At 57.2% G+C, this 26,380-nt stretch carries 26 protein-coding genes; 11 read left to right on the top strand and 15 right to left on the bottom strand.

Annotation, left to right across the window (positions count from 1 at the left end; translation table 11 throughout):
• Positions 1-17 precede the first annotated feature (17 nt).
• On the top strand, positions 18-827 hold the full coding sequence (gene rna / locus IM291_RS04500; RefSeq protein WP_060573635.1) for a ribonuclease I: 810 nt from the start codon (positions 18-20) through the stop codon (positions 825-827).
• Here rna and IM291_RS04505 read toward each other — a convergent pair.
• Positions 821-1,441 carry a flavin reductase family protein gene (locus IM291_RS04505; RefSeq protein ID WP_192971415.1) on the bottom strand — a complete coding sequence of 207 codons (621 nt, stop codon included), beginning with the start codon at positions 1,439-1,441 and terminating at the stop codon, positions 821-823. The genes rna and IM291_RS04505 overlap by 7 nt on opposite strands.
• A 270-nt stretch (positions 1,442-1,711) precedes the next feature.
• Here IM291_RS04505 and rnk point away from each other — a divergent pair, with 270 nt between their 5' ends.
• Entirely contained in the window at positions 1,712-2,122 is a 411-nt protein-coding gene (rnk, locus tag IM291_RS04510) for a nucleoside diphosphate kinase regulator (protein ID WP_045261020.1), read from the top strand.
• 123 nt (positions 2,123-2,245) lie between these two features.
• Here rnk and IM291_RS04515 read toward each other — a convergent pair whose 3' ends face one another.
• A complete protein-coding gene (locus tag IM291_RS04515; RefSeq protein ID WP_028012324.1) occupies positions 2,246-3,484 on the bottom strand; it encodes a zinc-dependent alcohol dehydrogenase in 1,239 nt (412 codons plus the stop codon).
• Between the two features lie 181 nt (positions 3,485-3,665).
• On the opposite strand from IM291_RS04515, the gene uspG reads away from it, so the two are divergent.
• Positions 3,666-4,094: a universal stress protein UspG gene (uspG, locus tag IM291_RS04520; protein WP_192986224.1), complete on the top strand. Its 429-nt coding sequence runs from the start codon at positions 3,666-3,668 to the stop codon at positions 4,092-4,094.
• Positions 4,095-4,133: 39 nt separating this feature from the next.
• Here the strand turns inward: uspG and IM291_RS04525 are convergent, their stop codons facing one another.
• From IM291_RS04525 to ahpC, 6 genes are all read right to left on the bottom strand, one after another.
• The gene (locus IM291_RS04525) at positions 4,134-4,901 is read right to left on the bottom strand and encodes a DmsC/YnfH family molybdoenzyme membrane anchor subunit (protein WP_041910926.1); all 768 of its coding nucleotides are present in this window, start codon (positions 4,899-4,901) and stop codon (positions 4,134-4,136) included.
• Positions 4,901-5,458, bottom strand: a complete 558-nt coding sequence (locus tag IM291_RS04530; protein ID WP_028012321.1) for a 4Fe-4S dicluster domain-containing protein — start codon at positions 5,456-5,458, stop codon at positions 4,901-4,903. Before IM291_RS04530 ends, IM291_RS04525 begins: the two co-directional genes overlap by 1 nt.
• Positions 5,455-7,731: a molybdopterin-dependent oxidoreductase gene (locus tag IM291_RS04535; protein WP_063154718.1), complete on the bottom strand. Its 2,277-nt coding sequence runs from the start codon at positions 7,729-7,731 to the stop codon at positions 5,455-5,457. The genes IM291_RS04530 and IM291_RS04535 overlap by 4 nt, the downstream gene beginning before the upstream one ends.
• Complete coding sequence (locus tag IM291_RS04540; RefSeq protein ID WP_050590012.1) at positions 7,728-8,234, bottom strand: molecular chaperone; 507 nt, start codon at positions 8,232-8,234, stop codon at positions 7,728-7,730. Before IM291_RS04540 ends, IM291_RS04535 begins: the two co-directional genes overlap by 4 nt.
• Before the next feature lie 258 nt (positions 8,235-8,492).
• Complete coding sequence (gene ahpF, locus IM291_RS04545; RefSeq protein WP_028012318.1) at positions 8,493-10,058, bottom strand: alkyl hydroperoxide reductase subunit F; 1,566 nt, start codon at positions 10,056-10,058, stop codon at positions 8,493-8,495.
• Between the two features lie 126 nt (positions 10,059-10,184).
• Complete coding sequence (gene ahpC, locus IM291_RS04550) at positions 10,185-10,748, bottom strand: alkyl hydroperoxide reductase subunit C (protein WP_192971417.1); 564 nt, start codon at positions 10,746-10,748, stop codon at positions 10,185-10,187.
• 618 nt (positions 10,749-11,366) lie between these two features.
• Here ahpC and IM291_RS04555 point away from each other — a divergent pair.
• The 3 genes from IM291_RS04555 to IM291_RS04565 all read left to right on the top strand — a co-directional run bounded on the left by IM291_RS04555 (position 11,367) and on the right by IM291_RS04565 (position 14,247).
• Entirely contained in the window at positions 11,367-12,272 is a 906-nt protein-coding gene (locus tag IM291_RS04555) for a LysR substrate-binding domain-containing protein (protein ID WP_048999858.1), read from the top strand.
• Between the two features lie 140 nt (positions 12,273-12,412).
• A complete protein-coding gene (locus IM291_RS04560; RefSeq protein WP_047367717.1) occupies positions 12,413-13,636 on the top strand; it encodes a phosphoadenosine phosphosulfate reductase in 1,224 nt (407 codons plus the stop codon).
• A complete protein-coding gene (locus IM291_RS04565; protein ID WP_028012316.1) occupies positions 13,621-14,247 on the top strand; it encodes a ParB/RepB/Spo0J family partition protein in 627 nt (208 codons plus the stop codon). Before IM291_RS04560 ends, IM291_RS04565 begins: the two co-directional genes overlap by 16 nt.
• On the opposite strand, the gene IM291_RS04570 is transcribed toward IM291_RS04565, so the two are convergent.
• Entirely contained in the window at positions 14,248-15,408 is a 1,161-nt protein-coding gene (locus tag IM291_RS04570) for a pyridoxal phosphate-dependent aminotransferase (RefSeq protein WP_126300360.1), read from the bottom strand. It abuts the gene before it with no gap.
• Positions 15,409-15,529: 121 nt separating this feature from the next.
• On the opposite strand from IM291_RS04570, the gene IM291_RS04575 reads away from it, so the two are divergent.
• From IM291_RS04575 to IM291_RS04585, 3 genes are read left to right on the top strand one after another with little or no spacing between them, the layout of a single operon-like run.
• Positions 15,530-16,144: a methylthioribulose 1-phosphate dehydratase gene (locus IM291_RS04575; protein WP_048961266.1), complete on the top strand. Its 615-nt coding sequence runs from the start codon at positions 15,530-15,532 to the stop codon at positions 16,142-16,144.
• Positions 16,141-16,830, top strand: a complete 690-nt coding sequence (gene mtnC, locus IM291_RS04580) for an acireductone synthase (RefSeq protein WP_192986226.1) — start codon at positions 16,141-16,143, stop codon at positions 16,828-16,830. The genes IM291_RS04575 and mtnC overlap by 4 nt, the downstream gene beginning before the upstream one ends.
• Complete coding sequence (locus IM291_RS04585; protein ID WP_010428475.1) at positions 16,827-17,369, top strand: acireductone dioxygenase; 543 nt, start codon at positions 16,827-16,829, stop codon at positions 17,367-17,369. The genes mtnC and IM291_RS04585 overlap by 4 nt, the downstream gene beginning before the upstream one ends.
• A gap of 53 nt (positions 17,370-17,422) precedes the next feature.
• Here the strand turns inward: IM291_RS04585 and IM291_RS04590 are convergent, their stop codons facing one another.
• Complete coding sequence (locus tag IM291_RS04590) at positions 17,423-17,893, bottom strand: SRPBCC family protein (RefSeq protein ID WP_059357933.1); 471 nt, start codon at positions 17,891-17,893, stop codon at positions 17,423-17,425.
• Positions 17,894-17,935: 42 nt separating this feature from the next.
• A complete protein-coding gene (mtnA, locus tag IM291_RS04595) occupies positions 17,936-18,952 on the bottom strand; it encodes an S-methyl-5-thioribose-1-phosphate isomerase (RefSeq protein WP_192971418.1) in 1,017 nt (338 codons plus the stop codon).
• Positions 18,953-19,056: 104 nt separating this feature from the next.
• Between mtnA and mtnK the strand changes: the two genes are divergently transcribed.
• Positions 19,057-20,256, top strand: a complete 1,200-nt coding sequence (mtnK, locus tag IM291_RS04600) for an S-methyl-5-thioribose kinase (protein ID WP_192986228.1) — start codon at positions 19,057-19,059, stop codon at positions 20,254-20,256.
• Positions 20,257-20,296: 40 nt separating this feature from the next.
• On the opposite strand, the gene IM291_RS04605 is transcribed toward mtnK, so the two are convergent.
• From IM291_RS04605 to IM291_RS04620, 4 genes are read right to left on the bottom strand one after another with little or no spacing between them, the layout of a single operon-like run.
• Positions 20,297-21,538 (bottom strand): LVIVD repeat-containing protein, encoded by a 1,242-nt coding sequence (locus IM291_RS04605; RefSeq protein ID WP_192986243.1) that lies wholly within the window; start codon positions 21,536-21,538, stop codon positions 20,297-20,299.
• Positions 21,535-22,599: a sugar ABC transporter substrate-binding protein gene (locus tag IM291_RS04610; protein ID WP_045261033.1), complete on the bottom strand. Its 1,065-nt coding sequence runs from the start codon at positions 22,597-22,599 to the stop codon at positions 21,535-21,537. The genes IM291_RS04605 and IM291_RS04610 overlap by 4 nt, the downstream gene beginning before the upstream one ends.
• Before the next feature lie 19 nt (positions 22,600-22,618).
• Complete coding sequence (locus IM291_RS04615; protein WP_045261034.1) at positions 22,619-23,614, bottom strand: ABC transporter permease; 996 nt, start codon at positions 23,612-23,614, stop codon at positions 22,619-22,621.
• Positions 23,611-25,113 (bottom strand): sugar ABC transporter ATP-binding protein, encoded by a 1,503-nt coding sequence (locus IM291_RS04620; protein WP_192986245.1) that lies wholly within the window; start codon positions 25,111-25,113, stop codon positions 23,611-23,613. Before IM291_RS04620 ends, IM291_RS04615 begins: the two co-directional genes overlap by 4 nt.
• A gap of 159 nt (positions 25,114-25,272) precedes the next feature.
• Here IM291_RS04620 and IM291_RS04625 point away from each other — a divergent pair, with 159 nt between their 5' ends.
• Positions 25,273-26,361: an oxidoreductase gene (locus tag IM291_RS04625; protein ID WP_192986247.1), complete on the top strand. Its 1,089-nt coding sequence runs from the start codon at positions 25,273-25,275 to the stop codon at positions 26,359-26,361.
• Positions 26,362-26,380: the final 19 nt, after the last annotated feature.

A 26,380-nucleotide genomic window follows, 5' to 3' on the forward strand; every position in this document is an offset into this window, starting at 1 on the left:
ACCAATCAGGAAATCACATGTTCAGGAAGGATATTGTTATCCCGTCTGGCGCAGTAGCGCTTGCACTCAGTCTCTTCTCAGCACAGGCCGAACCCCTCAAGGCCACGCAGTACGGCGATTTCGATCGCTATGTGCTGGCTTTATCCTGGCAAACGGGATTTTGTCAAAGCATGGTCGAGCGTAACCGCAATGAACCGGATGAATGTCGTCTGCAAAAAGAGCGCGACAATAAAACCGATTTTCTGACCGTTCACGGGCTATGGCCCGGCCTGCCGAAATCCATTGCCGCACGCGGCGTGGATGAACGTCGATGGATGCGGTTTGGCTGCGCCACGCGCCCTATCCCGAACATGCCGGAAGTGAAGGCCAGCCGCAAATGCGCAGCAGCCGAAACCGGGCTGTCGCTTTCCGGCGCGGCTAAGCTGAACGAGGTCATGCCGGGCGCGGGTGGAAACTCCTGTCTGGAACGTTACGAATATGCCAAACATGGCGTCTGCTTTGGTTTTGATCCCGATGCCTATTTCGGCACCATGGTGAGAATGAATCAGGAAATGAAAAACAGCGCCGTCGGTCATTTCCTTGCGGAAAATTACGGTAAAACCGTCAGCCGGAGTGATTTTGACAACGCCGTTGCCAAAAGCTGGGGCAAGGAAAATATCAAAGCCTTCAAGCTGACCTGCAACGGTAATCCGGCGTATCTGACCGAAATGCAAATTTCACTCAAAGCAGACACCATTAACGCCCCGCTTTCTGCGACATCCTTTGCTCCGCAGCCGCATCCAGGCAACTGCGGAAAACAATTTGTCATTGATAAGGCCGGTTACTGATCGCCCACCACCGGTCGCACCATGTCAAACCGGTGTTCGTCACTGATGCCATAGTAAGCCGTCGGCCCACCCGCGCGCAGGATGGGCTGCGCTTTCGCCGTCTGGTATATGCCCTCTTCCAGCAACGTTTCGGCAATATGGATCCCGACCACTTCTCCCAGCACCAGCCAGGTATCCACCGGCGTACCGTCGGCGCCGGTAAGCTGAATGCACTGAGACAGGCGGCACTCAAAGTTGACCGGGCTTTCCGCCACGCGGGGGGCGCTCACCAGCTGGCTTGCCGCAGGCGTTAATCCGGAAAAGGTAAATTCGTCCTGGTCGTGAGGCAGCATGGCAGAGGTCTGATTCATCGCTTCCGCAAGATCGCGCGTTGCCAGATTCCAGACAAACTCCTTTGTTTCAACAATATTATGCACGCTGTCCTTCCAGCCGTTGCTTGAAAAGCCAATGATCGGCGGGCGATAGTTAAAGCAGTTGAAGAAGCTATACGGCGCAAGGTTGAGCTGACCGGCCTGGTCGCAAGAGGAGATCCAGCCAATCGGACGGGGGCCGACAATGGCGTTCAGCGGGTCATGCGGCAGGCCATGCCCCTGAGACGGTTGGTAGAAGTACATAGCGCTCTCTCGTTGGTAAGGGCTGCGGCGAATGATGTTTCGCGCAGCGCCCGGGTTCAGAACATACAGCGTAACGCAATCCGCCAGGAATGAAGACTGAATAAATTTCAGTGAAAATTCATATGGCACATGAATGTGACCTTCATCACTTCAAACTTGCGCGTTCAGCCAGTATCATCGGGAGAGTTAAACCCTCGCTGCCAGACGGCGAGGGTTTTCTTTTGGATTGGTTTCTGCGTTAGACGCAGCATTAACGACATGGAGTAAAAAATGTCCAGACCTACAATCATCATCAACGAGCTCGACGCAGAACGTATCGACAGGCTGCTGGAAAAAGCAGAATTCGCCTCACTTCCGGTGGCCGATGCTCTGAATGAGGAACTCGACCGGGCGCAGATGTGCACGCCTGAGACGATGCCGCATAACGTGGTCACCATGAACAGCCAGGTGAAATTCCGCAACCTGACCACCGGTGAAGAGCTAACCCGCACGCTGGTTTACCCGGCCCAGATGACGGACAGCAGCGCGCAACTTTCGGTTCTTGCGCCGGTGGGGGCCGCACTGCTGGGGCTGCGCACGGGCGATACCATCCACTGGGAATTGCCGGGCGGTGCCTCCACCCATCTGGAAGTGCTGGAGCTGCTCTACCAGCCAGAAGCCGCGGGCGATTACCTGCGTTAATGTCATTCTGAACAAACGCGACCCGCGTTGCACAGAGGATGCGCCTGCATCCTCTTTCCGAACATCTTCACCCGATTGCGCTACATCGCAGGACAGTAACTTGAGCGCCACCGACAAGTGACCTCATACCACGCCGCCCGGGAACGCATTTACCAGGCCCTTCACTTTTTGCTCAGCGGCCTCAGGCGTTTCCGCGCCGGGCACCAGAATCACCTTCCGGCACTCCTCCTCCCGTTTTTCGAAAATCTTATAGGCACGTTCCGCATCCGCCAGGGGGAGATAATGCGTCACAATCTCTTCCGGCGTCAGCAACCCTTTTTCGATCAGCGGTAACAGTTCGCCCAGCCAAGCGTGGACGTGCGTCTGGCCCATCTTAAACGTTAGCCCTTTATCGAAGGCATCCCCAAACAGGAAGCCATGAATAAACCCGGCATACACGCCGGGTACGCTGACCACCCCGCCGCGCCGGACGGCAGCGATACACTGACGCAGCGCTTTGCCGCTGCTGCCCTCAATTTTAAGGTTGCTGAGGATCGTCTCCGTTGTGCTGCCCTTGGCTTCGAACCCGACGGCATCAATGACGGCATCGACACCCCGCTGCCCGGCGGTTTGCTCGATTATCTTTTCCGCCGCGTCGTTATCATCATCAAAATTGATGGGGATAGCACCGTAGCGCGCCTCGGCAAACCGCAGCCGATAGGGGTGATGGTCGATAACAAAAATCTGCTCAGCCCCTAACAGCCGTGCGCAGGCAATCGTCAACAACCCCACCGGACCGGCACCGAAAACGGCGACGCTGGAGCCTTTTTCAATCTGCGCATTTTTTGCCGCCTGCCAGGCGGTGGGTAAAATATCAGAAAGAAACAGGGCCTTATCATCGGAGAGCAGCTGCGGCACCTTAAACGGTCCGACGTTGCCTTTCGGCACGCGCACATATTCCGCCTGCCCTCCCGGCACGCCGCCGTAGAGATGGCTATAGCCAAACAGCGCTGCCGGCGCGGGAATTTGCTTTTTGTTCAGCGCAGCGCCCTGCCCGGCATTGGTATTCTCACAGGCAGCGTACTGCTGCAGACGGCAAAAGAAGCAGTCACCGCAGGCGATGACAAAGGGGATCACCACGCGATCGCCTTTTTGCAGGTCCTTCACCTCTCGACCGCACTCGACGATCTCGCCCATAAATTCATGTCCAAAAATGTCGCCGTGCTGCACCTTTGGGATCTTTCCACGATAGAGATGCAGGTCGGAGCCGCAAATCGCCGTGGCCGTGACGCGCAGGATGATATCGTCGGGCTGTTCAATGATGGGATCGGGGACATTCTCAACGCGAACATGGTGCGGACCGTGGTACGTGAGTGCTTTCATGCGACCTCCGAAAGGTTTCAGGTAAGTTTATAAAGGGTAGCTACCCCTGAAAGTCTGCCGGGAAATACGCGCCTTTTGAGATTTATCCTGGCGAGAGAGGAAAAGTGCCGAAGCGCTTACAGAAACCATTCATATTTTGTGGTTGAATGTATCCAGCGTTTATAAACAAGGAGAAACGGTTATGTATAAGACAATCATTATGCCGGTTGATGTTTTCGAAATGGAACTGAGCGACAAAGCTGTTCGCCACGCGGAATTCCTCGCGCAGCAGGACGGAATTATTCATCTTTTACACGTCTTACCGGGCTCTGCCAGCCTGAGCCTGCACCGCTTTGCCGCCGACGTGCGTCGCTTTGAGGAGCACTTACAGCACGAAGCCGAAACGCGGCTGCAGACCATGGTCGGGCATTTCAGCGTCGACCCTTCCCGCATCAAAACCCACGTCCGGTTCGGTAGCGTGCGCGATGCCGTCAATGAACTGGCCGCGGAGCTGAATGCAGACGTGGTGGTGATCGGTTCACGTAATCCTTCCATTACCACTCACCTGCTGGGGTCGAACGCCTCCAGCGTGATCCGCCACACCCATATTCCGGTGATGGTGGTCCGGTAAATACCAACAAAAAACCCCGCTTTCGCGGGGTTTTGTTTATCAGTACAGGTGACCAATATTGACGATGGTGCTGACGGTATCGCCGAAGAAGGTCAGGCGGCTGAGCACCACGCCCACCAGCAGGAGCGCAAACACCGCTTTCTGCATCGGCTGGCGCTTCAGCGATAACGCGCCACCCACAACGCAGCACAGCAGGCTGCCCAGATAGAGCGGCGAGCTTAACCAGGCGTGAGCGGTCATTTTCATGATGGTACCGCCGCTGAGCCACATCACCGGCGCGGCAATCAGCAGCGCCATCAGGGCGATAATCCCCTGGCGCAGCGCGGCGTTTGATCCTTTCAGCCCGAGCAGCGGCGTTGCGGCACAGCCCATCACCCAGACCGTCGCAAAGAACAGCATCATGGTGATGCCGTTGGCAATGGCCTGCATCGCCGGTGCCGCGTAGGTCATTCCCTGCACCACCACCAGCAGGATCCCGAACAGGGACGCCAGCAGCGCTGCGCCTTTGTTTCCCTTACTCAGGAAGGCCAGCCCAATCATGGCGCCGTACAGGGTCGCGCCCAGAATTTCGCGGCTCAGCCAGGCATGTTTCAGGTTAATCAACGCGTTGTATGCGTGTTCCGGGTGCGCCAGATGCAGCACGGCGGCAATGGAGGCAACGCCCAGAATCAGCCCAGTAATTAGCCAGTGAAGGCGGGTGCCATGCACTTCACCACGCAGCGTGCGCCAGGTCAGAAGCAGCGTCATCCCGACGGACATCTGGCTTAGCACGGTAAAGATAACGAGCGGTAATTCATACTTTTCCATTATTTATCCCCCGGCTGTTTTGGCTGACGGGCCAGAATGAAGCGCGTACCCGGATTAAGCTGAGGCATCTTCGGGAAGCCCGGCGGATACTGCACGGCATTGTTCGGCAGCGGATCGGCATCCAGATCGATAATCGACAGGGCACCGACCGGACACGCGTTCACGCAGGCCGGGGCCATACCGATATCGAGACGTTCATAGCACATGCTGCACTTCTCCGCCTTTTGCGTCTCTTCATTGAAGCGCGGCGCGCCGTACGGGCAGTTACGGATGCAGTTTTTACAGCCGATACAGCGTTCAGGGTTATGGACCACCACGCCGTCATCACGTTTGGTGTAGGCTTCCACCGGGCATGCCGCCAGACAGGCCGGGTTTTCACAGTGGTTACAGGCCAGCGAGAAAAACGCACGCTCCTCATGCGGATAAATTTCTTTATCCAGCGGATAGACATAGCGCCAGAAGCGATCCGGCTCAAGCTGGTTAAAGCTCTTGCAGGCCATGGCGCATCCGCGGCAGCCAATACATTTATCACTGTTCACTAAAAATGCGCGTCTCATGCGTCTGCTCCTTCATTCGCGATAAGGGCAATGTCGACAAACTGGCTGTGGATCGCCGCGCCAGGCGCGCCGGTTGCCATCTTGCCCATATCGGCTGGCGTATCTTTCACGACGTTCTGCACGTTGTACTTAAGCTTGTTAAACCAGGACTCATACATCACCAGGAAATCTTCCGGCACGTTGGTGGTAATCTTCGCCCGCAGCTCCACTTCGCCAACGTCGTTAAACACGCGGACTTTCGCCAGCTCGCGAATCCCCTTCTTGTGCGCGGCGGCTGGGTGGATATAGACAAACGGCTCCGGCCAGAAGACCTGCATCCAGTCGAGGTTGACGAACTGAGAGTGGAGGCCGTACTGCAAATGCGGAGTAAACAGATGGAACGGCAGCTTGCCCTCCGCGGCAGGCAGATACTCCGGCAGCGCTTTATGGCCGTTCTTTTCACACAGCTCGGAGAGGAACTCATACTTGCCCGATGGCGTTTTAAACTTGCGGTCGTGCCAGGCCGCCGAGCTGACCATTTTGGCTTTCACCGGCCCATCCAGCAGATCGTCCCAGGAGCGGATGCCGAACTGCTTCGCCATGCCCTCATTGAACTCAAGGTCGAGCCATTTTTTCTGGTCAATGTCCTGCGGGAAGGTACAGGAGCCCGGCTCCATTTTGTTGATGGTACGCGAGAGCAGCACGGCAATATCCAAATCGCTCTTGCACTCGTACATCGGTTTAATGGCCGGTTCATTCACCGAAAGCCAGTAATGCCAGTAAGACGACGACAGGTTCCAGTGCTCAAAGGTGGTGGTCACCGGCAGCACAATATCGGCATGCTGCACCGTCTCGTTGAAGAACTGATCGACGCAGACCACCATCTCCAGCTTGCTGAAGGCTTTTTCCATTTTGTTGCGGTCAAAGTCCTGCGCGAACGGGTTCTTGCACGCCACCCACAGCATACGAATGGGCGGATCGTTGGCATCAAGAATGCTCTGCGCGGTCTGGTTCAGGTTCAGCGCGCGGTCGGAATAGTGGCTCTTTTCGCCGCTGTCGCTGACGAACTCCCCTACCGGGCCGCTTTCTCCCACCATGCCAACAGATCCGACCGGTGGCTTCTGCGTCATCGCATGATAGTTGTAGCCCCAGGTCTGCAGATGGCCGTAGCGGGCACCGCCGCCTTCCACACCGATGTTGCCTGTCATGGCAACAAAAGCGTCAATGGCGCGCACGTTCGCCCCACCGTTGACGTGGCGCTGCATCCCGTAGCCGATCCAGACGGTGGCAGGTTTTACCGCGGTGAACTCTTCCGCCAGCTGGCGAATCACCTCTGCCGACAGGCCACAGATTTCAGATGCCCACTCCACGGTAATATTGCTGCGCAGATACTGTTCAAATTCCGGGAAGCCGTGCGCGAAGTTGTTCACAAACTCCTGGTCGACGCGGCCAATATCCAGCAGGTGCCGCGCCATTCCCAGCGCCAATGCGCCGTCCGATCCCGGGCGCACGCGCAGATACAAATCGGCTTTCGCGGCGGTTTGCGAGAACAGCGGATCAATGACCACCACTTTCGCCCCTTTCTCACGCGCCTGATAGATGTACTTCATGGTATGCATGGAGCACCAGGCCGGGTTTGCGCCCCAGATAATGATGTATTTGGCTTTCACCAAATCTTCCGGGTCGTTACACCACATGTCGCCCATATCGTAGTGCTGGGCATCGATCCCTGCTGGCCAGCATGGCGTACCGGCGAACCGCGTGGTGTAACCGAGAGAAGACATCATCCCCTCCACGGCATAACTCATCACGCCGAGGTTGCCGGAGTATTTCGACAGCGCCAGACCGAGCATCGATCCGTCTTTCTTTTTAATCTCCAGCATCTTGCTGGCAATGCGCTGCATGGCCTCATCCCAGGAGATGCGACGCCATTTACCGCTGCCGCGCCCATCCTGGATCATCGGGTATTTAATACGGTCCGGGGAGTAGACCCGGCGCGGGTAGGTCAGCCCTTTCACACACGGGGCACCGTGTGTAAACGTGGACTCGCTTGCCCCGTCAACGAAGGTGATGACATCATCTTTGACCCAGGTTTTTAAGCTGCAGGTGTCGTAGCAGTTACGCGGGCAAGCGTTACGGAAAATTTTGTAGGTTTTTGGGTTAAACGGAATGGGGGGCTGTGCCATGGCACATCGGGATGATAAGAGTCCGCCGGGTAATGCGGCAACGGTACCCAGCGCAATCAGTCCTTTTAAAAAGGATCGCCGATTTAGCTGCCCTTTATCAATACTCATAATATTACTCTCGTCTTTAATTCATCAAACCAATTAGTCATCTGCAACGCGAGACATTTAATTGCGGATGTTTTCGCGCAATCCTTTATTTTTGCGATAAATGCGGGGAGCCATAATTCAAGATGCCCCTGCACAAAGCGGGCGAGTGCGTCATGATATTGCGGCGAATGTCTGGCATGCGCGGAGAGCATCACCACCAGCTCCATTTCATAGCTGACGTGATCGTCGGGAACGCTATTTTCCCCGGTCACAAAAAGCCCGATGCTGCGCAGGAATTCGCGTACGCTCAGCGTTGTAGCGCCCATCAGCAGAGGCTCTTCGTCCAGATACACCGAGGCATAAGGCGGCGCCAATAGCGTTGCAGGGCCGACAAACAGGGCGTTGAAATCATACTCAACCTCTAACGCCTCATCCTGCTGCCAGGTTTCACTTTCCGGGAATAAAGGATGTAACGAAGCGCATCGCGATGCCATGTCCGCCGCGTTAAAGAAATCACGAAACATCAATCCCTTTATTTCAAATGGGGTTAACGTCTCATATATTGAAGAAGTAGATGTATCTTTGCCATTCATATTAAATATAAATATTTATCGCTATAAAAACGACAAGATATTATCAGCAGGCTTATTATTTTCTTTGATCGAAGCAGGTAATTAACGCATGAAGGGGTTAATAACGAGGATAATTGAGGGTAAAAAAATCCAAAAAAAAAGCCACCTCATAAAGAGGTGGCTACTGCAGGTATGTCTTACTTTCTTTTATTATGCGGTTTTGGTGCGGATCAGGTAGTCAAACGCGCTCAGGGACGCTTTTGCACCTTCGCCAGTCGCGATGATGATCTGCTTGTACGGCACGGTGGTGCAGTCACCCGCGGCAAATACGCCCTTCACGCTGGTTTCACATTTCGCATCGATGATAATCTCGCCCATGCGGTTGCGCTCAATCGCGCCTTCCAGCCAGGTGGTGTTCGGCAGCAGGCCAATTTGTACGAAGATCCCCGAAAGCTGAACGCTATGAACGTCGCCGCTTACGCGGTCACGGTACTCCAAACCGGTCACTTTGCTGCCGTCGCCCTTCACTTCCGTGGTCTGCGCGTTCAGCACGATGTCGACGTTTTTCAGGCTGCGAACTTTATCCTGCAGCACCTGGTCGGCCTTCATTTCTGGCGCAAACTCCAGCAGCGTCACGTGTTCAACAATACCCGCCAGGTCGATAGCCGCTTCCACGCCGGAGTTACCGCCGCCGATCACCGCCACCCGTTTGCCTTTAAATAACGGGCCATCACAGTGCGGGCAATAGGTCACGCCTTTGGTACGGTACTGATCTTCGCCCGGCACATTCATGTTGCGCCATTTTGCCCCGGTGGCAACGATCACGCTGCGAGCTTTCAGCACCGCGCCAGAGGCGGTTTCAATCTGGTGTAAGCCCCCTTCCACCGCCGCCGGAATCAGCTTGCTGGCGCTCTGGCTGTCGATCACATCTACCTCGTAATCGCTGACATGAGCCTTCAGCGCACCGGCCAGCTTCTGACCTTCGGTTTTTGGTACGGAAATGTAGTTTTCAATGTCCACGGTATCCAGCACCTGTCCGCCAAAGCGTTCGCCCATAAGACCGGTACGAATACCTTTACGTGCAGAGTAAACCGCTGCCGCCGCGCCCGCAGGGCCAGAGCCGACAATCAGCACATCGTACGCATCGCGTTTGTTCAGTTCTTCCGCCGCGCGTTTTTCCGCGCCGGTATCCACTTTCGCGACGATTTCCGTCAGCGTCATGCGGCCCTGGCCGAACTCCTGGCCGTTCAGATACACCGCCGGAACGCCCATCACGTTGCGATCGGTAATTTCATTCTGGAAGGTACCGCCGTCAATCGCCGTGTGTTTGATGCGCGGGTTAAGGACCGACATCAGGTTCAGCGCCTGCACCACGTCCGGACAGTTGTGGCAGGAGAGCGAATAATAGGTTTCAAACTCAAAATCACCGTCGATATCGCGGATCTGCTCCAGCAGCGCCTGCGCTTCTTTTGACGGATGACCGCCGGTCCACAGCAGCGCCAGCACCAGTGAGGTAAATTCATGCCCCAGCGGGGAGCCGGCAAAACGCGGTCCCTTGTCCGAGCCCGGGTTAGTAATCAGGAAAGAGGGTTTACGAACCGCAAGCGAATTGTCTTCTTTGAAGGTCACTTTCGGAGACAGTTCAGCGATCTCTGCCAGCAGCTCTTTGATTTCTGCCGATTTCGCGCTGTCGTCCAGCGTGGCAATCAGCTCAACGGGTTTAGTCAGTTTCTCAAGGTAGGCCTTGAGCTGGGTTTTCATATTGGTGTCGAGCATAGTTCTTCCCTCTCTTAAGACGTCATCATGCAAGCTGCCTTTGCGGGCGGCCTGAATGCAACTTGCATCATGGTGCTGGAATGAAATGGGCGCGGGGGCGCCCATTGATTGCCGGATGGTGAAAACTTAGATTTTACCGACCAGGTCCAGGGATGGAGCCAGGGTCGCTTCGCCTTCTTTCCATTTAGCCGGGCACACTTCACCTGGGTGAGAAGCCACGTACTGAGCCGCTTTCACTTTACGCAGCAGGTCAGAAGCATCACGGCCGATACCTTCAGCGGTAACTTCGATAGCCTGGATAATGCCCTGCGGGTCAACCAAGAAGGTTGCACGGTCGGCCAGGCCTTCATCTTCACGCATGTTGTCGAAGTTACGGGTCAGGGCGCCAGTCGGGTCGCCGATCATCGCGTATTTGATTTTCGCGATGGTTTCAGAGCTGCTGTGCCACGCTTTGTGGGTGAAGTGGGTATCGGTAGACACAGAGTAAACGTCTACGCCCAGCTTCTGCAGTTCGTCGTAATGGTCAGCCACGTCGCCCAGTTCGGTCGGGCAAACGAAGGTGAAGTCAGCCGGATAGAAGAAGAAGACGCTCCAGCGACCTTCGGTATCTTTCTCGGTTACTTCAATGAACTCACCGTTTTTGAACGCCTGGTTTTTGAAAGGTTTAATTTTAGTGTTAATCAAAGACATCTGTACTTCCTCCGTGTTTTCGTTGAGAGCTAAGGTAACCAACTTTGCTCATCGGGGCTAATGCGTATGCTTTATCAAATCAATCAGCCAAACCTTACAACTTCAACAAGACAGCAAGGTGAACCTGCTGCGGTACTCCAGAAAGTATAAAGGCCGCCTCAACGGGCGGCCCTGATACCTGAATGCCCGCAGGTACATTCAGTGCCAGCCGAGGCTGGCGTTGCGTTGCGCTCTACATACCTTGTATCAAGGTCGTAACAGCAAGTTGATTACACCACCAGCACCCATCGAGAGCAATCCATCAAAAGCGCGTTCCTGCCTATGGCTGTGATAGGTTTTGACTGAGAGAAATACATTACGCTCGTAAATTAACTTTACGTAATCAATTTACGGCAATATATAAATGTCAACATTTATTAAATTAAACCCAGCCCATTCAAAGATAAAATTATCTTAATCTCACATGTAATTCTATTTCAATAATCCGATGGCGTGATATATTAAGATAACTTAAATAACACTTTAAGTTAGTTAACCACAAGGATTGTAAATGGTTAGCTTTAATCTATAGTTATCATCAATATGTTAACAACAGACTCACGGCAAACAGGATGACACATGGCAAATCTTTATGACCTTAAAAAATTCGACCTTAATTTACTGGTCATTTTTGAGTGTATCTATCAACATCTTAGCATCAGCAAGGCCGCTGAAACGCTTTACATTACCCCTTCAGCCGTCAGTCAGTCTTTGCAACGCCTGCGTGGCCAGCTTAACGATCCGCTGTTTATCCGTTCCGGCAAGGGGATCTCCCCCACGACCGTCGGGACTAACCTGCACCTGCATCTTGAGCAAAACCTCAATCAGATTGAGCAGACCATCAACCTGATGCATAGCACCGATATCAATAAAAACTTTGTCATTTATTGTTCTCAGATGGTGACGCCAGGCTACCTTCTCAACCCTATTCAGTTGTTGATGAATCAGGAAAATTGCTCAGTAGAACAACGTGATATGCTTGTTTCTGCGGAGTCAGCAGAGGATTTACTGGCCTACCGTAAAGCCGATCTCATTTTTACCGTGGCGCCCGTTAATAATCGCTCCGTTGTCTGCTCGCATTTCACCACAATTCCCACAGTCATGATCTGCCGCGAAGACCATCCCAGAATAGGTACAGAAGTCTCCGTCGAGGAGTTGTACCAGGAAAAGTTCACGATGTATCAAAGCACCAACAGTGGCGTGAAGGAGCGTCAGGCTGAAGTCAACGAGGCGTTCCCGGAAAGAAACATCGCGTTTCGGTCAGACTCCCTCAGTTCGCTTCTCTCCATGATCGCCATGTCTGATTTAGTTGGTTATATTCCTGTGTCCATTTTTGAAACCTATAAAGCGGCCTTAAAATTAAAAATCGTTAACACTCCCTTTAAATTACCTGAAGTGGACATCTATATGGTCTACAACCGCGCGTCGTTAAACAGCAGCGTATTCGCCAGCTTTATTGAAAAAATGCATAAGCTGGCTCAATAGAATGGACGCGTCATCGCGAAGGTATTCCCAGCAAGAATAAAGTGAAGGCGTAAAATAATTAGTTGAGAATGAGAACATATAATAACATGATGGCAGTTTAATAGCATTAACGATATTCCATACGCAGGATGCGACTCATCATGTCTATCTATAAATACCCTCTTCAGGAAAACGTTCTGGAGGCTGCTTCAGAACGCATAAACTGGACGCTGCAAAATTTTACCCGCGTGTGCGTCTCTTTTTCTGGCGGAAAAGATTCAACGGTGATGCTTCATCTTGCTGCGCAGCGGGCGCGGCAGCTGAACAGAAAAATAGATGTCCTCTTTCTGGACTGGGAAGCACAGTTCTCCTGCACCATTGAGCATATTGAGAACATGAGGACCCAATATCGTGACGTCATCAATCAGTTCTGGTGGGTGGCGCTGCCGATCACCACGCAAAATGCCCTCTCTCAGTACCAGCCGGAATGGCAGTGCTGGGAACCCGGCATAAGTTGGGTCAGACAGCCTCCGCCTGATGCCATCACCAGTACGTGTTATTTTGATTTTTATCAGCAGGGGATGACCTTCGAGGCCTTCGTCAGGGACTTTGCCGAATGGTATGCGCGAAGGCGCCCCGCCGCAGTGATGGTGGGCATCCGCGCCGACGAATCCTATAACCGCTTCCTGGCAATCGCCTGCGCGCGCAAGCAGCGCTTTTCCGACGACAAACCCTGGACGACCGTCGCGCCCGGCGGTCATGCCTGGTATATCTATCCTCTCTACGACTGGAAAACCGCCGACATCTGGACCTGGTTTGCCAAAACGGGCTGCGCCTATAACCCCCTCTACAATCTGATGTACCAGGCCGGCGTGCCGCCGCGCTACATGCGCATCTGTGAACCCTTTGGCCCGGAGCAGCGACAGGGCTTATGGCTCTATCATGTCGTTGAACCTGAACGCTGGGCCGCCATGTGCGCACGCGTTAGCGGTGTGCGCAGCGGCGGAATTTACGCGGGGCACGACAACCACTTCTACGGTCACAGAAAGATCCTCAAGCCCGACCACCTCAGCTGGCAAGAGTACGCCATGCTGCTCCTCGACAGCATGCCGCAACAGACGGCTGAACATTATCGCAATAAAGTCGCGGTGTACCTGCACTGGTATCAGAAGCGCGGGATGTCCGATCTTCCCGATACGCAGGAGGGTGACATCGGCTCAAAGGATATCCCGTCCTGGCGGCGAATATGCAAGGTTCTGCTCAACAACGATTACTGGTGTCGGGCCCTCTCCTTTAGCCCGAACAAACCAAAGCACTATCAGCGCTATAGCGAACGGATGAAATCAAAACGCAATGAGTGGGGGATCTTATGCAGCAACGACTGATTACCGAACTGGAAACCTATTTGCAGACGCTCACCGACGAGCAACGTATAGATGCCATCAATGCTTTTCGCCAGGCCATGCATCATCTCAGCCCGTTCAGCGACCAGCCCGTCGACTGCGTGCTGTGGATAAAGCAGGACGCTATCGTTGCCAACGACTACAACCCGAATAACGTGGCGCCGCCGGAAAAGCGTCTGCTGAGTCAATCGCTCGAGCTCGACGGGTTTACGCAGCCCATCGTGGTGACGGAAAGCGAGCCAGCGCATTACGAAATTGTCGACGGCTTCCATCGTCACGAAATCGGTAAAAGCAGGGCCGCGCTGAAGCGCCAGCTTCGGGGCTATTTGCCCGTCACCTGCCTGCGCAAAGATCGCCAGCAAAAGCTTGACCGGATGGCCGCCACCATCCGCCACAACCGTGCGCGGGGACGCCACCAGATCAACGCCATGTCCGACATCGTCCGCGAGCTGGCCCAGCTTGGCTGGAACGATGAGAAAATTGGTAAGGAACTGGGGATGGACAGCGACGAGGTGCTGCGCCTGAAGCAGATCAACGGCCTGCTGGAACTGTTTGCAGACCGTCGCTATTCCGAAGCCTGGACGGTGAAATAGTCAGAGCGTCGCCAGACGCTCCGCCGCCGCCAGCAGCGTCGATTCCTGCTTCGCAAAGCACAGGCGAATCAGCTTATGCGGGAAGGGATCGGCGCAGAACACCGACAGCGGAATAGCCGCCACGCCCACCTCCGTCGTCAGCCATCGGCAAAAGCTGACGTCGTCCAGATCGGAAATCGCGCTGTAGTCCGCCAGCAGGAAGTAGGTCCCTTCACACGGCAGAATTTCCAGACGGCTTTTGCTCAGCGCATTTACAAACAGATCCCGACGCGCGCGGTAAAAATCCGGCAGCTCGCGATAGTGTTGCGGTTCGCTGCGCAGCATGTCCGCCAGCGCCAGCTGGGCAGGCGTGTTGACCGCAAAGGTCAGGTACTGGTGCACCTTGCGCAGCTCCGCGCTGATGGCCGCCGGGGCCACGCAGTACCCTACCTTCCAGCCGGTCATATGGTAGGTCTTGCCAAATGACGACACCGCTACCGCGCGCTCGCGAAGCTGCGGATGGGCCAGCACGCTGGCGTGCCCTTCCTCCGCAAAGCAGATGTGCTCGTAGACTTCATCGCTCAGGACGTAAATTTCCCGCTCGGCGATAGCCTGCCACAGCGCGGCAAAATCGGCCTTTTGCCACACCGTCGCCGACGGGTTGTGCGGGGTATTCAGGATCACCAGACGGGTTTTATCGCTCAGCAGCGCGGCGAACGCCTGCCAGTCCGGGCGGAAATGCGGCGGCTGGAGCGCCACGCGCTTCACCACGCCACCGGAGAGTTCAACCGCAGGCGCATAGCTGTCGTAGCTTGGGTCAAAGCAGATGACTTCATCCCCCGCGCGCACCAGCGCGGTGATGGCCGCATACAGCGCTTCGGTCGCCCCTGCCGTCACCGTGATATCGCTGTTCGCATCGGGGTGATAGCCATACAGCGCCGCCGTTTTGTCTGCAATGGCTTCCCGCAGCGCCTGCACGCCGGTCATCGGCGCATACTGATTCGCACCCTGCGCCACGTGGTGCGCCAGACGTTCCTGCAAATATTTCGGACCATCGAAATCGGGGAACCCCTGCGAGAGGTTAATGGCATTGTGCTGCTGCGCCAGGGCGCTCATCTGCGTAAAGATGGTGGTACCGAGATTAGGAAGTTTACTCTGCGGGATCAATACGTTATTGCTCATGTTGTCGTGCCTGCTTGTAATACTTATGTTGCTGCCACTATAACACGATGTTAGTCTTTGGCAATCAAGACGCTTAGACGTCTAAACCATATCAATATTCCTGGCCGAGGGGTAAAAGGAAATGACAGACAACCTGCTGCTCACACACCTGGTCGACGCCTGCCGCTGGATAGGCGCCAAAGGCTGGGCACCCGCCACCGGCGGTAATATGTCGGTGCGTCAGGACGAGCACCTCTGCTGGCTCAGCGAATCCGGCAAGGACAAAGGCAGCCTGACCACCGACGATTTTCTACAGGTTGAGATCGCCACCAACCGGGCGCCGTCCGGTCGAAAACCGTCGGCGGAGACCGGGCTACACACCCTTATCTATCGCCTGTTCCCGGAGGCTAACGCCGTCCTGCACGTTCATACCGTTAACGCCACGGTGCTGTCGCGTCTGGTCAAAGAAGCCGAACTGAATATCAGCGGTTTCGAGATGCAGAAATCGCTTACCGGGCAGACTACCCATCTGGATACCGTCGCCATCCCGGTGTTTGATAACGACCAGGACATCGACGCCCTCGCCTCGCGCATCGCCCATTACGCGCAGGAGCGTCCGCTTAATTATGGTTTTCTTCTGCGCGGCCATGGCTTAACCTGCTGGGGACGCGACGTGGCCGAAGCCCGCCGTCATCTGGAAGGTTTAGAATTCTTATTTGAATGCGAAATGCGTTTACGACAACTGGAGAGAGTATGATTCGCGCGATTGTGACGGATATTGAAGGAACCACCAGCGATATTCGTTTTGTCCATGACGTTTTGTTCCCCTACGCGCGTGAGCGGCTGGCGGCCTTCGTGACCGCCCAGCAGTACGCCGAGCCGGTCAAATCGATTCTGGACAACCTGCGCGATGAAATCAGCGATCCGCATGCCGGCGTCGGCGATCTCATCAACGTGCTGTTTAGCTTTATGGATGAAGACCGCAAATCGACGGCGCTCAAAGCCCTGCAAGGCATCATCTGGCAGGAGGGTTACATCAACGGTGACTTTACCGGCCATCTGTACCCTGACGTTCTGCCCACGCTGGAAAAATGGAAGGCGCAAGGGATTGATCTCTATGTTTATTCCTCTGGCTCCGTTGCTGCGCAGAAACTGTTATTTGGCTACAGCGACGAAGGTGATATTACTCATCTGTTCAGCGGCTATTTTGACACCCACATCGGCGCCAAGCGCGAGGTGCAGTCTTACCAGAACATTGCGGCACACACGGGCATCGCCCCGTCGCAGATCCTGTTCCTGTCGGATATTCATCAGGAGCTGGACGCGGCTGAACAGGCGGGTTTTCGCACCCTGCAACTGATTCGCGGTGAAGATGACGGCGCGAGCCATCACCATCAAATCCACCAGTTTGACGAGATTAATCCGGAGCAGATCCCTTCATGAGCGCATTGACCATTTATTCCGATAAAGACGCCAGCCAGCACCAGTGGCACAGCACCGACGCAGCCGAGATCGCTCAACAGCTGAACGCTAAAGGCGTGCGCTTTGAGCGCTGGGCGGCAGACCGTGATTTAGGGCAGGATCCTGCGCCCGAAGCCGTGATCGAAGCGTATCAACACGCGATCGACAAGCTGGTGGCAGAGAAAGGCTATCAGAGCTGGGATGTCATCAGCCTGCGCGCCGACAATCCGCAGAAAGAGGCGCTGCGCGCGAAGTTCCTGAACGAACACACCCACGGCGAGGACGAAGTACGCTTTTTCGTGGAAGGTGCCGGGCTGTTCTGCCTGCACATTGGCGATGAGGTTTATCAGGTGCTATGCGAGAAAAACGACCTGATTTCCGTGCCGGCGGGCACGCCGCACTGGTTTGATATGGGTTCAGAGCCGAACTTTACGGCCATTCGTATTTTCGACAATCCGGAAGGCTGGGTGGCGCAGTTTACGGGCGATGCAATCGCGGATGCCTATCCACGCCTGGCCTGATCTTTTCTCCCTCTCCCTGTGGGAGAGGGTCGGGGTGAGGGCACCAGCGCGCACTAAGCGTTAAGCCCTTTCACATACTTCACCAGCTGATCCAGCACTATCCCCCACCCTTCGTGGAAGCCCATCTGTTCATGCTGCTCGCGGATTTCCTTCGTCGGATGGCGCGCAATCGCCGTATAGCGGGTTTTCCCCTCCCCGACGTCTTCCAGCAACAAAATTGCCGTCATAAACGGCTTCTCGGCCGGTTTCCAGCCTTCGGTATAGCCGTCGGTAAACACCAGCTTTTTCCCCGGGTCGATTTCCAGGAAGACACCCCGGTTATCCATCCGCTGCCCGTCCACCTCAAACACGGTGTTGAACCGCCCGCCCACGCGCAGGTCGAGGTCGCATTCGGTCACCTTGTGCGGAGCAGGAATGAAGAAGTTTTTGATGTGGTCCGGCGTGGTCCAGCAGAGCCAGAGCAGGTCGCGCGGTGCGTCCACCACGCGCTCCAGTTTTAAGTCTGTTTCAGGATCGAGCGTCACAATGTTGTCCTCTCAGGGAACCCCCTTAAAGGATAGCCGGACTCAGGCAAATTTCCCTTCCGCCACCTCATCCGGCGTGACCACACCCGTATCCAGCACCCAGCCGCTAATCAGCGAGGCAGGCGTGACGTCAAACGCCGGGTTATAGACCTGCGCGTCTTTCGGCGCCCACTGCACCGCGCCAAAGCTTCCGGCAACGCCCGTCACCTCTCTGGCGTCGCGCTGCTCGATGGGGATCGCATCCCCGTTCGGGCAGGCCGGGTCGAGCGTCGTTTGTGGGGCGGCGACGTAAAATGGAATACCGTGGAATTTCGCCAGCACCGCCAGCGAATAAGTGCCGATCTTGTTCGCCACATCACCGTTAGCGGCGATGCGATCGGCCCCCACCCACACGGCGTCCACCTGCCCTTTCGCCATCAGGCTGGCGGCCATGGAGTCGGTAATCAGCTGATACGGCACCCCCAGCTCGCCCAGCTCCCATGCGGTCAGCCTGCCGCCCTGCAACAGCGGACGGGTTTCATCCACCCAGACGCTGCTGACGTTACCCTCCTGATGCGCGCGGGCAATCACGCCCAGCGCCGTACCGACGCCCGCGGTTGCCAGCCCGCCGGTGTTGCAGTGGGTCAGCAGACGGCTGCCGGGCTTCACCAGCGCGCTGCCCGCTTTTGCAATCGCGTCGCAAAGCCGTTTGTCTTCGTCAATCAGGCGCAGCGCCTCCGCCACCAGCGCCGGAACGAAATCCTCTTCCCCCAGCGCAAGCTTCATGCGGTCGAGGTTGTTCATCAGGTTTACCGCCGTCGGGCGGGATGCGCGAAGCGTTTCCAGCGCCACCGCCAGCTCATCGCGGCTTTTGCCGTTTTCCGCCAGCAGCGCCAGCAGCAGGCTTGCAGAGAGACCAATCAACGGCGCGCCACGCACGCGCAGAGCGTGGATATGCCCCACCAGCGCCTCCACCGTTGAGGCATCCAGCCAGCGTTTCTCCTGCGGAAGCGCCTGCTGGTCGAGAATAAAGAGCTGATTATCCGCCACCCGCAGGCTGGTCGTCTGTAATGTCTGCATGTCGTTAATTCCCTGTTGCGTTGTTGTAGCACATTGTGTCAGGATGAAATCCAGATGTATAGACGTCTACATGTCTTAATTAGTTAACTCATGAGGAACAGGCCATGTCGCAATACCGTACCTTTACCGCTCAGGACGCCGTGGAGTATGCCAGGCAGTTTGGTGGGCTTGACGATCCGTCATCGCTGGTAGAGGCGCAGGAAGTGGGCGACGGCAACCTCAATCTGGTTTTTAAAATTTACGACAGCGCGGGCGTCAGCCGCATTATCGTCAAACAGGCACTGCCCTACGTGCGCTGCGTCGGCGAGTCATGGCCGCTGACGCTGGATCGCGCTCGCCTCGAGGCGCAAACCCTGGTCGAGCATTACCAGCACAGCCCGCAGCACACCGTGAAAATCCACCACTTTGACCCGGAACTGGCGGTGATGGTGATGGAAGATCTCTCCAGCCATCGCATCTGGCGCGGCGAGCTGATCAACAACATTTACTACCCGCAGGCGGCGCGCCAGCTGGGCGAATACCTCGCGCACGCGCTGTTTCACACCAGCGATTTCTACCTGCACCCGCACGAGAAAAAAGCGCAGGTGGCGAAATTCATCAACCCGGAGATGTGTGAGATCACCGAAGATCTGTTCTTCAACGATCCGTACCAGGTTCATGAGCGCAATAACTACCCTGCCGAGCTGGAAAATGTCGTCGCCGCCCTGCGCGACGACGCCCCGCTAAAAATTGCCGTGGCCGCCCTGAAGCACCGCTTCTTCTCGCATGCCGAAGCGCTGCTGCACGGGGATATTCACAGCGGCTCGATTTTTGTGGCCGACGGCAGCCTGAAGGCCATCGACGCCGAGTTCGGCTACTTTGGCCCGATAGGCTTTGACGTCGGCACCGCCATCGGCAACCTGCTGCTGAACTTCTGCGGCCTGCCGGGGCATCTGGGCATTCGCGATGCCGCCGCCGCGCGCGAGCAGCGCCTGACCGATATTCAGGAGCTGTGGAACACCTTCGCGGAACGCTTCCAGGCGCTGGCAAACGAGAAAGCCCGCGACGCCGCGCTCAGCGCGCCAGGCTATGCCTCCGCGTTCCTGAAAAAAGTCTGGCATGATGCCATCGGGTTCTGCGGCACCGAATTAATTCGCCGCAGCGTCGGGCTTTCCCACGTCGCGGATATCGACACCATCCAGGACGAGGCCATGCGCCACGAGTGTCTGCGCCACGCGATCGCGCTCGGCAAAGCGCTGATTCTGATTGCCGACCGCATCGACAGCGCGGAAGATCTGGTGGCGCGGGTGCGGCAATACAGTTGATTTTCTCCCTCTCCCTGTCGGAGAGGGCATCAAACCGCACTTACCCCAGATACTCAATCACCGACAGCCCGCCGTTATAGTCCGTGCTGTAGATAATTCCCTGCGCATCCACAAACACGTCACACGACTGGATCACCTGCGGGCGATTCGGCCGCGTGTCCATCATCCTCTCCGGTGCCGCGGGCACCAGCGCGCCCGTTTCCACCGGGCGATACGGATTAGAAATGTCATATGCGCGCACGCCCGCGTTCTGATACGTCGCGAAAATCAGCGTTGAGCTGACAAAGCTCCCCGGCCGGTTCTCGTGCAGGTTGTGCGGGCCGAAATGCGCCCCTTTTGCCACGTAGTCGGTTTCATTCGGCTGCGGGAAGGTCGAGATGCTCACCGGGTTCGACGGCTCGCGAATATCAAACAGCCAGATCAGCTTCTCGCCGTCTTCCTGGTTATCCAGCACCGCTTCGTCCAGCACCACCAGCAGATCCCGGTCCGGCAGCGGCAGCGCGGTGTGCGTGCCGCCGCCAAACAGCGGACTCCAGTTACGGTGGCTAATCAGCTTAGGCTGGGTACGATCCTTCACGTCCAGCAGCGTCAGGCCGCCGTCGCGCCAGCTGCCGTACGCCGTATCGCCGGCAATAATCGCATGGTGGAGCGCGTAGCGTTTCCCTTCCGGCCAGTTCGGCTGTTCACCTTCGGCCTGGTTCATGCCCGGCAGCCACCAGCGCCCTGCCACCTCAGGCTTACGCGGGTCCGCCAGGTCGATCGTCAGAAAGATGTAGTCGGTAAAACCGTCGATCAGCGCCGACACGTACGCCCAGCGGCCACCGACGTACCAGATGCGGTGAATGCCAATCCCGCTCAGCGACAGAAAGCCGATTTCGCACGGCGCGTCCGGGGTGGAGATATCAAAAACGCGAAGCCCGGCGCTCCAGCCCCTGTCCTGCACGTCGCTGACGGTCTCTCCTACCTGACGGGTGTAGTAGACCTTCTCGTCGGCGAAGCGGGCATCGGCAAACAGATCCCGGGCGTTGATCACCAGCAGCAGGTCGTCATGCGCCTGGAGGTGCACGTTCCAGGTGCCCGGCGGCGCAGGCACATAGCCCGCGGGTTTCGGGTTTTTCGGGTCGCGCACGTCTACTATCGAAAAGCCCTGCGATACCATATGGCCGATATAGGCGAAACCGCGGTGCACCATCAGCTGCACGCCGTCCGGGCGACCGCCCTGGTCGCTATGGCCGATCAGCCGCATATTGCGGTTGTATTCTGGCGTGGGGAGGATGCTCATTTATTTTTCGCTTCCAGCGTCGCAAACCACGGCGCGATAAAATCTTCCGTCTGGCCCCAGCCCGGAATGATTTTACCCAGCGACGCTACGTTCACCGCCCCCGGCTGCGCGGTCAGCAGCGCCTGCGGGATCGCAGCGGCTTTGAAGTCGTAAGTGGCAGGCGTGGCTTCCCCGGCAATCTTGTTGGCGATCAGGCGCACGTTAGTCGCACCAATCAGCTTCGGATCCACCGCCACGCTCACCTTCCACGGGCTGCCCGGCTCGCGCATCAGCTGCAGATCCTGGTTGGAGATGTCGATGCTGTAGAGTTTAATCTCGGTACGGCCGTTCTCCTTCAGCGCTTTATACGCGCCCTGGCTGAAGGCATCCCAGGTGCCCCAGATGGCGTCGATTTTGCCTTTCGGGTATTTCGCCAGGATCGCGCCCACCTTGTTGGCGGTGTCGCCCTGCACGTCAGAAGAGACCGCGCCGATGGACTCCAGCTCTTTAATCTCCGGGTACTGCTTTTGCAATTCTTTATAGGCTGCCTGACGGCGCTCCATCGGCGGGAAGCCCGCCACCCACAGCTTGACGATGTTGGCCTTGCCGTTGAAATCTTTCGCCAGTTGGCCGAAGGAGAGATTCGTCAGGGAGGCGTCGTCCTGCTGGGTGACGGTCACGCCCGGGATCTCGCCGTTTACGGCGGTATCAAATACGGCGACCTTGATCCCGGCATCCACCGCCTTCTTCACCAGCGCGGTGGAGTACGGATCGCGGCCCTGCGACAGGATGATCCCGTCATATTTCTGGCTGATGGCCTGGTTAACGAAGTCCTGGAATTTAGCGTCATCCCCGTTGCTCAAAAAGGTACTGACCTTAAAGCCGAGCTTTTTCCCTTCCTGAATGGCCCCGGCAACAAACTGCGTGGTGTTGTCGTCCGAGCCGAGGTTACGGATCACCGCGATGCGAATCGGTCCGTCGTGGTTCGCAATGGCGGCCGGAACCGGCGCGGGCGTGGCCGCGAATCCCGGCAGAGAAGTGAGTAACCCCAGTGCCACCAAAGAGAGCGCAATCTTTTTCATTTTTTATCCCGTTGTGTTGTCAGCGTTTTTGTATGTAGGTAATCGCCAGTGCCACCGCGAGCACCAGCCCTTTTATTATGTCCATGGCGTAATACGGCACGGAGAGCATCACCAGCCCGTTCGACAGCACGCCGAGGATCACCGCCCCCACCAGCGTGCCAAGCGCGTTCGGCTTGCCGGACCCGGCCAGCGAGAAGCCAATCCACGCCGCGGCCACCGCATCCATCAGATAGCCGCCGCCCGCATTGACCTGCGACGATCCGATGCGGGAGGCCAGCAGAATGCCGCCCAGCCCCGCCAGCAGCGAGGCAATCACGTAGGCCGCCACCTTGTAGCGCGTGGTGCGAATGCCCGAGAGGCGCGCCGCTTCAGGGTTGCCGCCAATGGCATACATCCGGCGTCCGTGAGTGGTCAGCGACAGCCCCAGCTGCGCCAGAAGGGTCACCGCCAGCATGATGATGACGATGGTCGGCACCTGCCCCAGCAGGCTGAACGCCGCCGGAATGGTCCCTTCCGCCATGTCGCCGCTCGGCAGCACCATGTTCTCGGTAATCGACCCGCCGTAGCTGTAGGTCATCGCCACGCCCTGGATGACAAACAGGCTGGCGAGGGTGGCGAGCATGTCCGGAATACGCAGGATGACGATCAGGAAAGCGTTAAACAGGCCGACCAGCGTGCAGAGCGCGAGAGTGATTACAATCGACTCGGTGGTGCCGAAGCCGTGCCAGACGAAAAGCGAAATGACCAGCGCGTTCGCCAGCGACGCCGTGGAGCCCACGGAGAGATCGAACCCGCCGACGGTCAATGAAATCGACACGCCAACGGCAATCACCGTCACGATGGCAATCGAGCGCAGAATATTGATGATGTTGTTCGGGTCGAGGAAGCTGTCCGACGCCAGGCCAAAGACGGCCACCAGCGCGACGACGGTCAGCAACATGCCCCACTTGTAGAGAAAATCAAAAAGTTGCTGACGGCCAGACGCCGCCGCGGTCACTGAAAGGGCCTTGCTCACGACGCCGTTCCTCCGGTTGAATAATAAAGTAGTGTCTCTTCACGGGCCTCTTCCCCGGCGATTTCTGCCACGATGCGCCCGTCCCACAGGACGCAGATGCGGTCGCACAGTCCCACCAGCTCGGCGAACTCGCCGGAGGCGTAAATCACCCCTTTGCCCTCGCGCGCCAGGCCGTCAATCAGATGGAACAGATCGGTTTTGGCCTTCACGTCCACGCCTTTGGTCGGCTCGTCGAAAATCAGCACGCTCGCATCGTTACGCAGCCACTTGCCGATGGCCACCTTCTGCTGGTTGCCGCCGGAGAGACGTCGCAAAACCTGTCCGGGACCGCGGGCGCGAACGCCGACGCGGGCAATGACCTCTTCCGCCCAGCGCCACGCCTGACGATGACCAAACAGGCTCCAGCGCGAAAAGCTGTTATCGGCGCACACGGCAAGGTTCATGCTTACCGGCTCGTCGATAAAAATGCCCTCCTTGCGCCGCTCCTCCGGCACCAGCGCCAGGCCGCGCAGCACCGAGTCTGCCGGATCGCGCGGCTGCCAGGATTGATGATTCAGCTCACCGCGCGCCACGCGGCTTTTGCTGGCGCCAAACAGCGCCTTACAGAGTTCGGTTTTCCCCGCCCCCGCCAGCCCGGCAATGCCGAGGATTTCGCCTTTGCGCAGGTGCAGGGAGATATCCTTCAGCAGCGCGTCGTCGTGCAGTCCTTCCACTCGCAGCAGCGTTTCGTCGCCGTGCGGCGGTCGCGCGGGCGGGTAGATATCGCTCAGCACGTGGCCGAGCATCTTCTCAACAATCTCTTCACCGCTGAGATCGGCCATCGGGCCGGACTCAATCAGCTTGCCGTCGCGCAGCACCGTCAGGGTGTCGCAGATGGCCTTCAGCTCGTGAATGCGGTGGGAGATAAACACCACGCCGATGCCCTGCTGTTGCAGACGTCTTACCACCGCAAACAGACGCTCGCTCTCGTGCGCGTCCAGCGGCGCGGTGGGCTCGTCAAGAATCAAAAAACGGCAGTGGTGGGACAAAGCGCGTGCCAGCAAAATCTGCTGCTTTTCGGCCAGCGAACAGCCGTCGATGGAGCGGCGAACGTCCAGCGTAACGTCGAGCTGCGCCAGCGCCTGCCGCGCCTGCTGACGAACGGTGCGCCAGCGGTAGCGGTGCCCCGGCTGCGCCAGCTGGTCGAGCATGATGTTCTCCGCAATGCTCAGCCCGGGGATCAGCGCCACGTCCACCTCCTGCTGCACGAGGTGGATGCCCAGCCGTTTGGCGTCCAGCGGCTCGCGAATGTTTACCGGCTGGTTGTTAATGCTGATTTCGCCTTCATAGTGGTCGTGCGTCCCGCACAGCACCGCCATCAGCGTTGATTTCCCCGCACCGTTGGCACCCGTCAGCGCATGCACCGACCCGCCGTTCAGCGTGAAGTCCACGCGCGTCAGTGCCTGAAAGCCGGAAAAGGCCAGGCTGATACCGCGCATTTCAAGACGACTGGAAACCATCCGCGTAAATCCTTCATAACTCTTCTGATTTATCGAATTTTTCACAGCTCCGGTTGACTGACAACGACGGAAAAGGCATAAGATAAAGCGAAATATTATTAGCCATCCGGATGTCCAGACATAACATCGGGTTAGCGCTTGCGAAAAAAGGACAACACCATGAGCAACACCGACATCCGCGTCGTACCCGGCCCGGCGAACTACTTCTCCCATTCCGGAAGCCTTGCGCATCTGAATGACTTCTTTACCCCGGAACAGCTTTCCCGCGCGGTGTGGATTTACGGCGAGCGCGCAATAGAGGGCGCGCGCCCGTTCCTGCCGGAGAGCTTTAACGCGCCGGGGGCGAAGCACCTGCTGTTTAAGGGCCATTGCAGCGAGCGCGACGTCACCCGGCTGGTGAACGAATCCGGCAGCGACGCCAGCGTGGTGATTGGCGTGGGCGGCGGCGCGGTGATGGACACCGTCAAGGCCGTGGCGCGCCGCTTAGGCGTTCCGTTCGTGGGCATTCCCACCATCGCCGCCACCTGCGCGGCGTGGACCCCGCTCTCCGTCTGGTACAACGATGCCGGGCAGGCGCTGCAGTTTGAGATCTTCGACGACGCCAACTTCCTGGTGCTGGTGGAGCCGCAGATCGTCCTTAATGCCCCGGCGGAGTATCTGCTGGCGGGCATCGGCGATACGCTGGCGAAGTGGTACGAAGCGGCGGTGCTCGCCCCACAGCCGGAAAACCTGCCGCTGACCGTGCGCCTTGGCCTTAACGGCGCGCTGGCAATCCGCGACGTGCTGCTGGAGCGCAGCGAAGAGGCGCTAGAAGACCAGCAGCGCGGCGAACAAACGCTGGCGTTCCGGGACGTTGTGGATGCCATTATTGCCGGCGGCGGTATGGTTGGCGGTTTGGGGGAGCGCTATACCCGCGTGGCGGCGGCGCACGCGGTGCATAACGGCTTAACCGTGCTGCCGCAGACGGAAAAATACCTGCACGGCACCAAGGTGGCCTACGGCATTCTGGTGCAGAGCGCCCTGCTCGGCCAGGACGACGTGCTGGCGCAGCTGGTGGCGGCATACCGGCGCTTTAACCTGCCGACCACGCTTCGCGAGCTGGACGTCGACATCAATAACCGCGACGATCTCGACAAGGTCATCGCCCACACGCTGCGCCCGGTGGAGTCGATTCACTATCTGCCGGTGACGTTAACGTCTGAGGTTCTGCGCGCCGCGTTTGAGAAAGTGGAATCCTTCCGCCGTTAATTGCGCCGACGGGCTATAC

This window comes from Enterobacter cloacae complex sp. P27C, from assembly GCF_014895705.1.
Classification (GTDB): Bacteria; Pseudomonadota; Gammaproteobacteria; order Enterobacterales; family Enterobacteriaceae; genus Enterobacter; species Enterobacter bugandensis.

Excerpts from the sequence above, each read along its gene's own strand:
- rna (WP_060573635.1), top strand. The coding sequence starts at position 18 with ATGTTCAGGAAGGATATTGTTATCCCGTCTGGCGCAGTAGCGCTTGCA.
- IM291_RS04505 (WP_192971415.1), bottom strand. The coding sequence starts at position 1,441 with ATGTACTTCTACCAACCGTCTCAGGGGCATGGCCTGCCGCATGACCCG.
- rnk (WP_045261020.1), top strand. The coding sequence starts at position 1,712 with ATGTCCAGACCTACAATCATCATCAACGAGCTCGACGCAGAACGTATC.
- IM291_RS04515 (WP_028012324.1), bottom strand. The coding sequence starts at position 3,484 with ATGAAAGCACTCACGTACCACGGTCCGCACCATGTTCGCGTTGAGAAT.
- uspG (WP_192986224.1), top strand. The coding sequence starts at position 3,666 with ATGTATAAGACAATCATTATGCCGGTTGATGTTTTCGAAATGGAACTG.
- IM291_RS04525 (WP_041910926.1), bottom strand. The coding sequence starts at position 4,901 with ATGGAAAAGTATGAATTACCGCTCGTTATCTTTACCGTGCTAAGCCAG.
- IM291_RS04530 (WP_028012321.1), bottom strand. The coding sequence starts at position 5,458 with ATGAGACGCGCATTTTTAGTGAACAGTGATAAATGTATTGGCTGCCGC.
- IM291_RS04535 (WP_063154718.1), bottom strand. The coding sequence starts at position 7,731 with ATGAGTATTGATAAAGGGCAGCTAAATCGGCGATCCTTTTTAAAAGGA.
- IM291_RS04540 (WP_050590012.1), bottom strand. The coding sequence starts at position 8,234 with ATGTTTCGTGATTTCTTTAACGCGGCGGACATGGCATCGCGATGCGCT.
- ahpF (WP_028012318.1), bottom strand. The coding sequence starts at position 10,058 with ATGCTCGACACCAATATGAAAACCCAGCTCAAGGCCTACCTTGAGAAA.
- ahpC (WP_192971417.1), bottom strand. The coding sequence starts at position 10,748 with ATGTCTTTGATTAACACTAAAATTAAACCTTTCAAAAACCAGGCGTTC.
- IM291_RS04555 (WP_048999858.1), top strand. The coding sequence starts at position 11,367 with ATGGCAAATCTTTATGACCTTAAAAAATTCGACCTTAATTTACTGGTC.
- IM291_RS04560 (WP_047367717.1), top strand. The coding sequence starts at position 12,413 with ATGTCTATCTATAAATACCCTCTTCAGGAAAACGTTCTGGAGGCTGCT.
- IM291_RS04565 (WP_028012316.1), top strand. The coding sequence starts at position 13,621 with ATGCAGCAACGACTGATTACCGAACTGGAAACCTATTTGCAGACGCTC.
- IM291_RS04570 (WP_126300360.1), bottom strand. The coding sequence starts at position 15,408 with ATGAGCAATAACGTATTGATCCCGCAGAGTAAACTTCCTAATCTCGGT.
- IM291_RS04575 (WP_048961266.1), top strand. The coding sequence starts at position 15,530 with ATGACAGACAACCTGCTGCTCACACACCTGGTCGACGCCTGCCGCTGG.
- mtnC (WP_192986226.1), top strand. The coding sequence starts at position 16,141 with ATGATTCGCGCGATTGTGACGGATATTGAAGGAACCACCAGCGATATT.
- IM291_RS04585 (WP_010428475.1), top strand. The coding sequence starts at position 16,827 with ATGAGCGCATTGACCATTTATTCCGATAAAGACGCCAGCCAGCACCAG.
- mtnA (WP_192971418.1), bottom strand. The coding sequence starts at position 18,952 with ATGCAGACATTACAGACGACCAGCCTGCGGGTGGCGGATAATCAGCTC.
- mtnK (WP_192986228.1), top strand. The coding sequence starts at position 19,057 with ATGTCGCAATACCGTACCTTTACCGCTCAGGACGCCGTGGAGTATGCC.
- IM291_RS04605 (WP_192986243.1), bottom strand. The coding sequence starts at position 21,538 with ATGAGCATCCTCCCCACGCCAGAATACAACCGCAATATGCGGCTGATC.
- IM291_RS04610 (WP_045261033.1), bottom strand. The coding sequence starts at position 22,599 with ATGAAAAAGATTGCGCTCTCTTTGGTGGCACTGGGGTTACTCACTTCT.
- IM291_RS04620 (WP_192986245.1), bottom strand. The coding sequence starts at position 25,113 with ATGGTTTCCAGTCGTCTTGAAATGCGCGGTATCAGCCTGGCCTTTTCC.
- IM291_RS04625 (WP_192986247.1), top strand. The coding sequence starts at position 25,273 with ATGAGCAACACCGACATCCGCGTCGTACCCGGCCCGGCGAACTACTTC.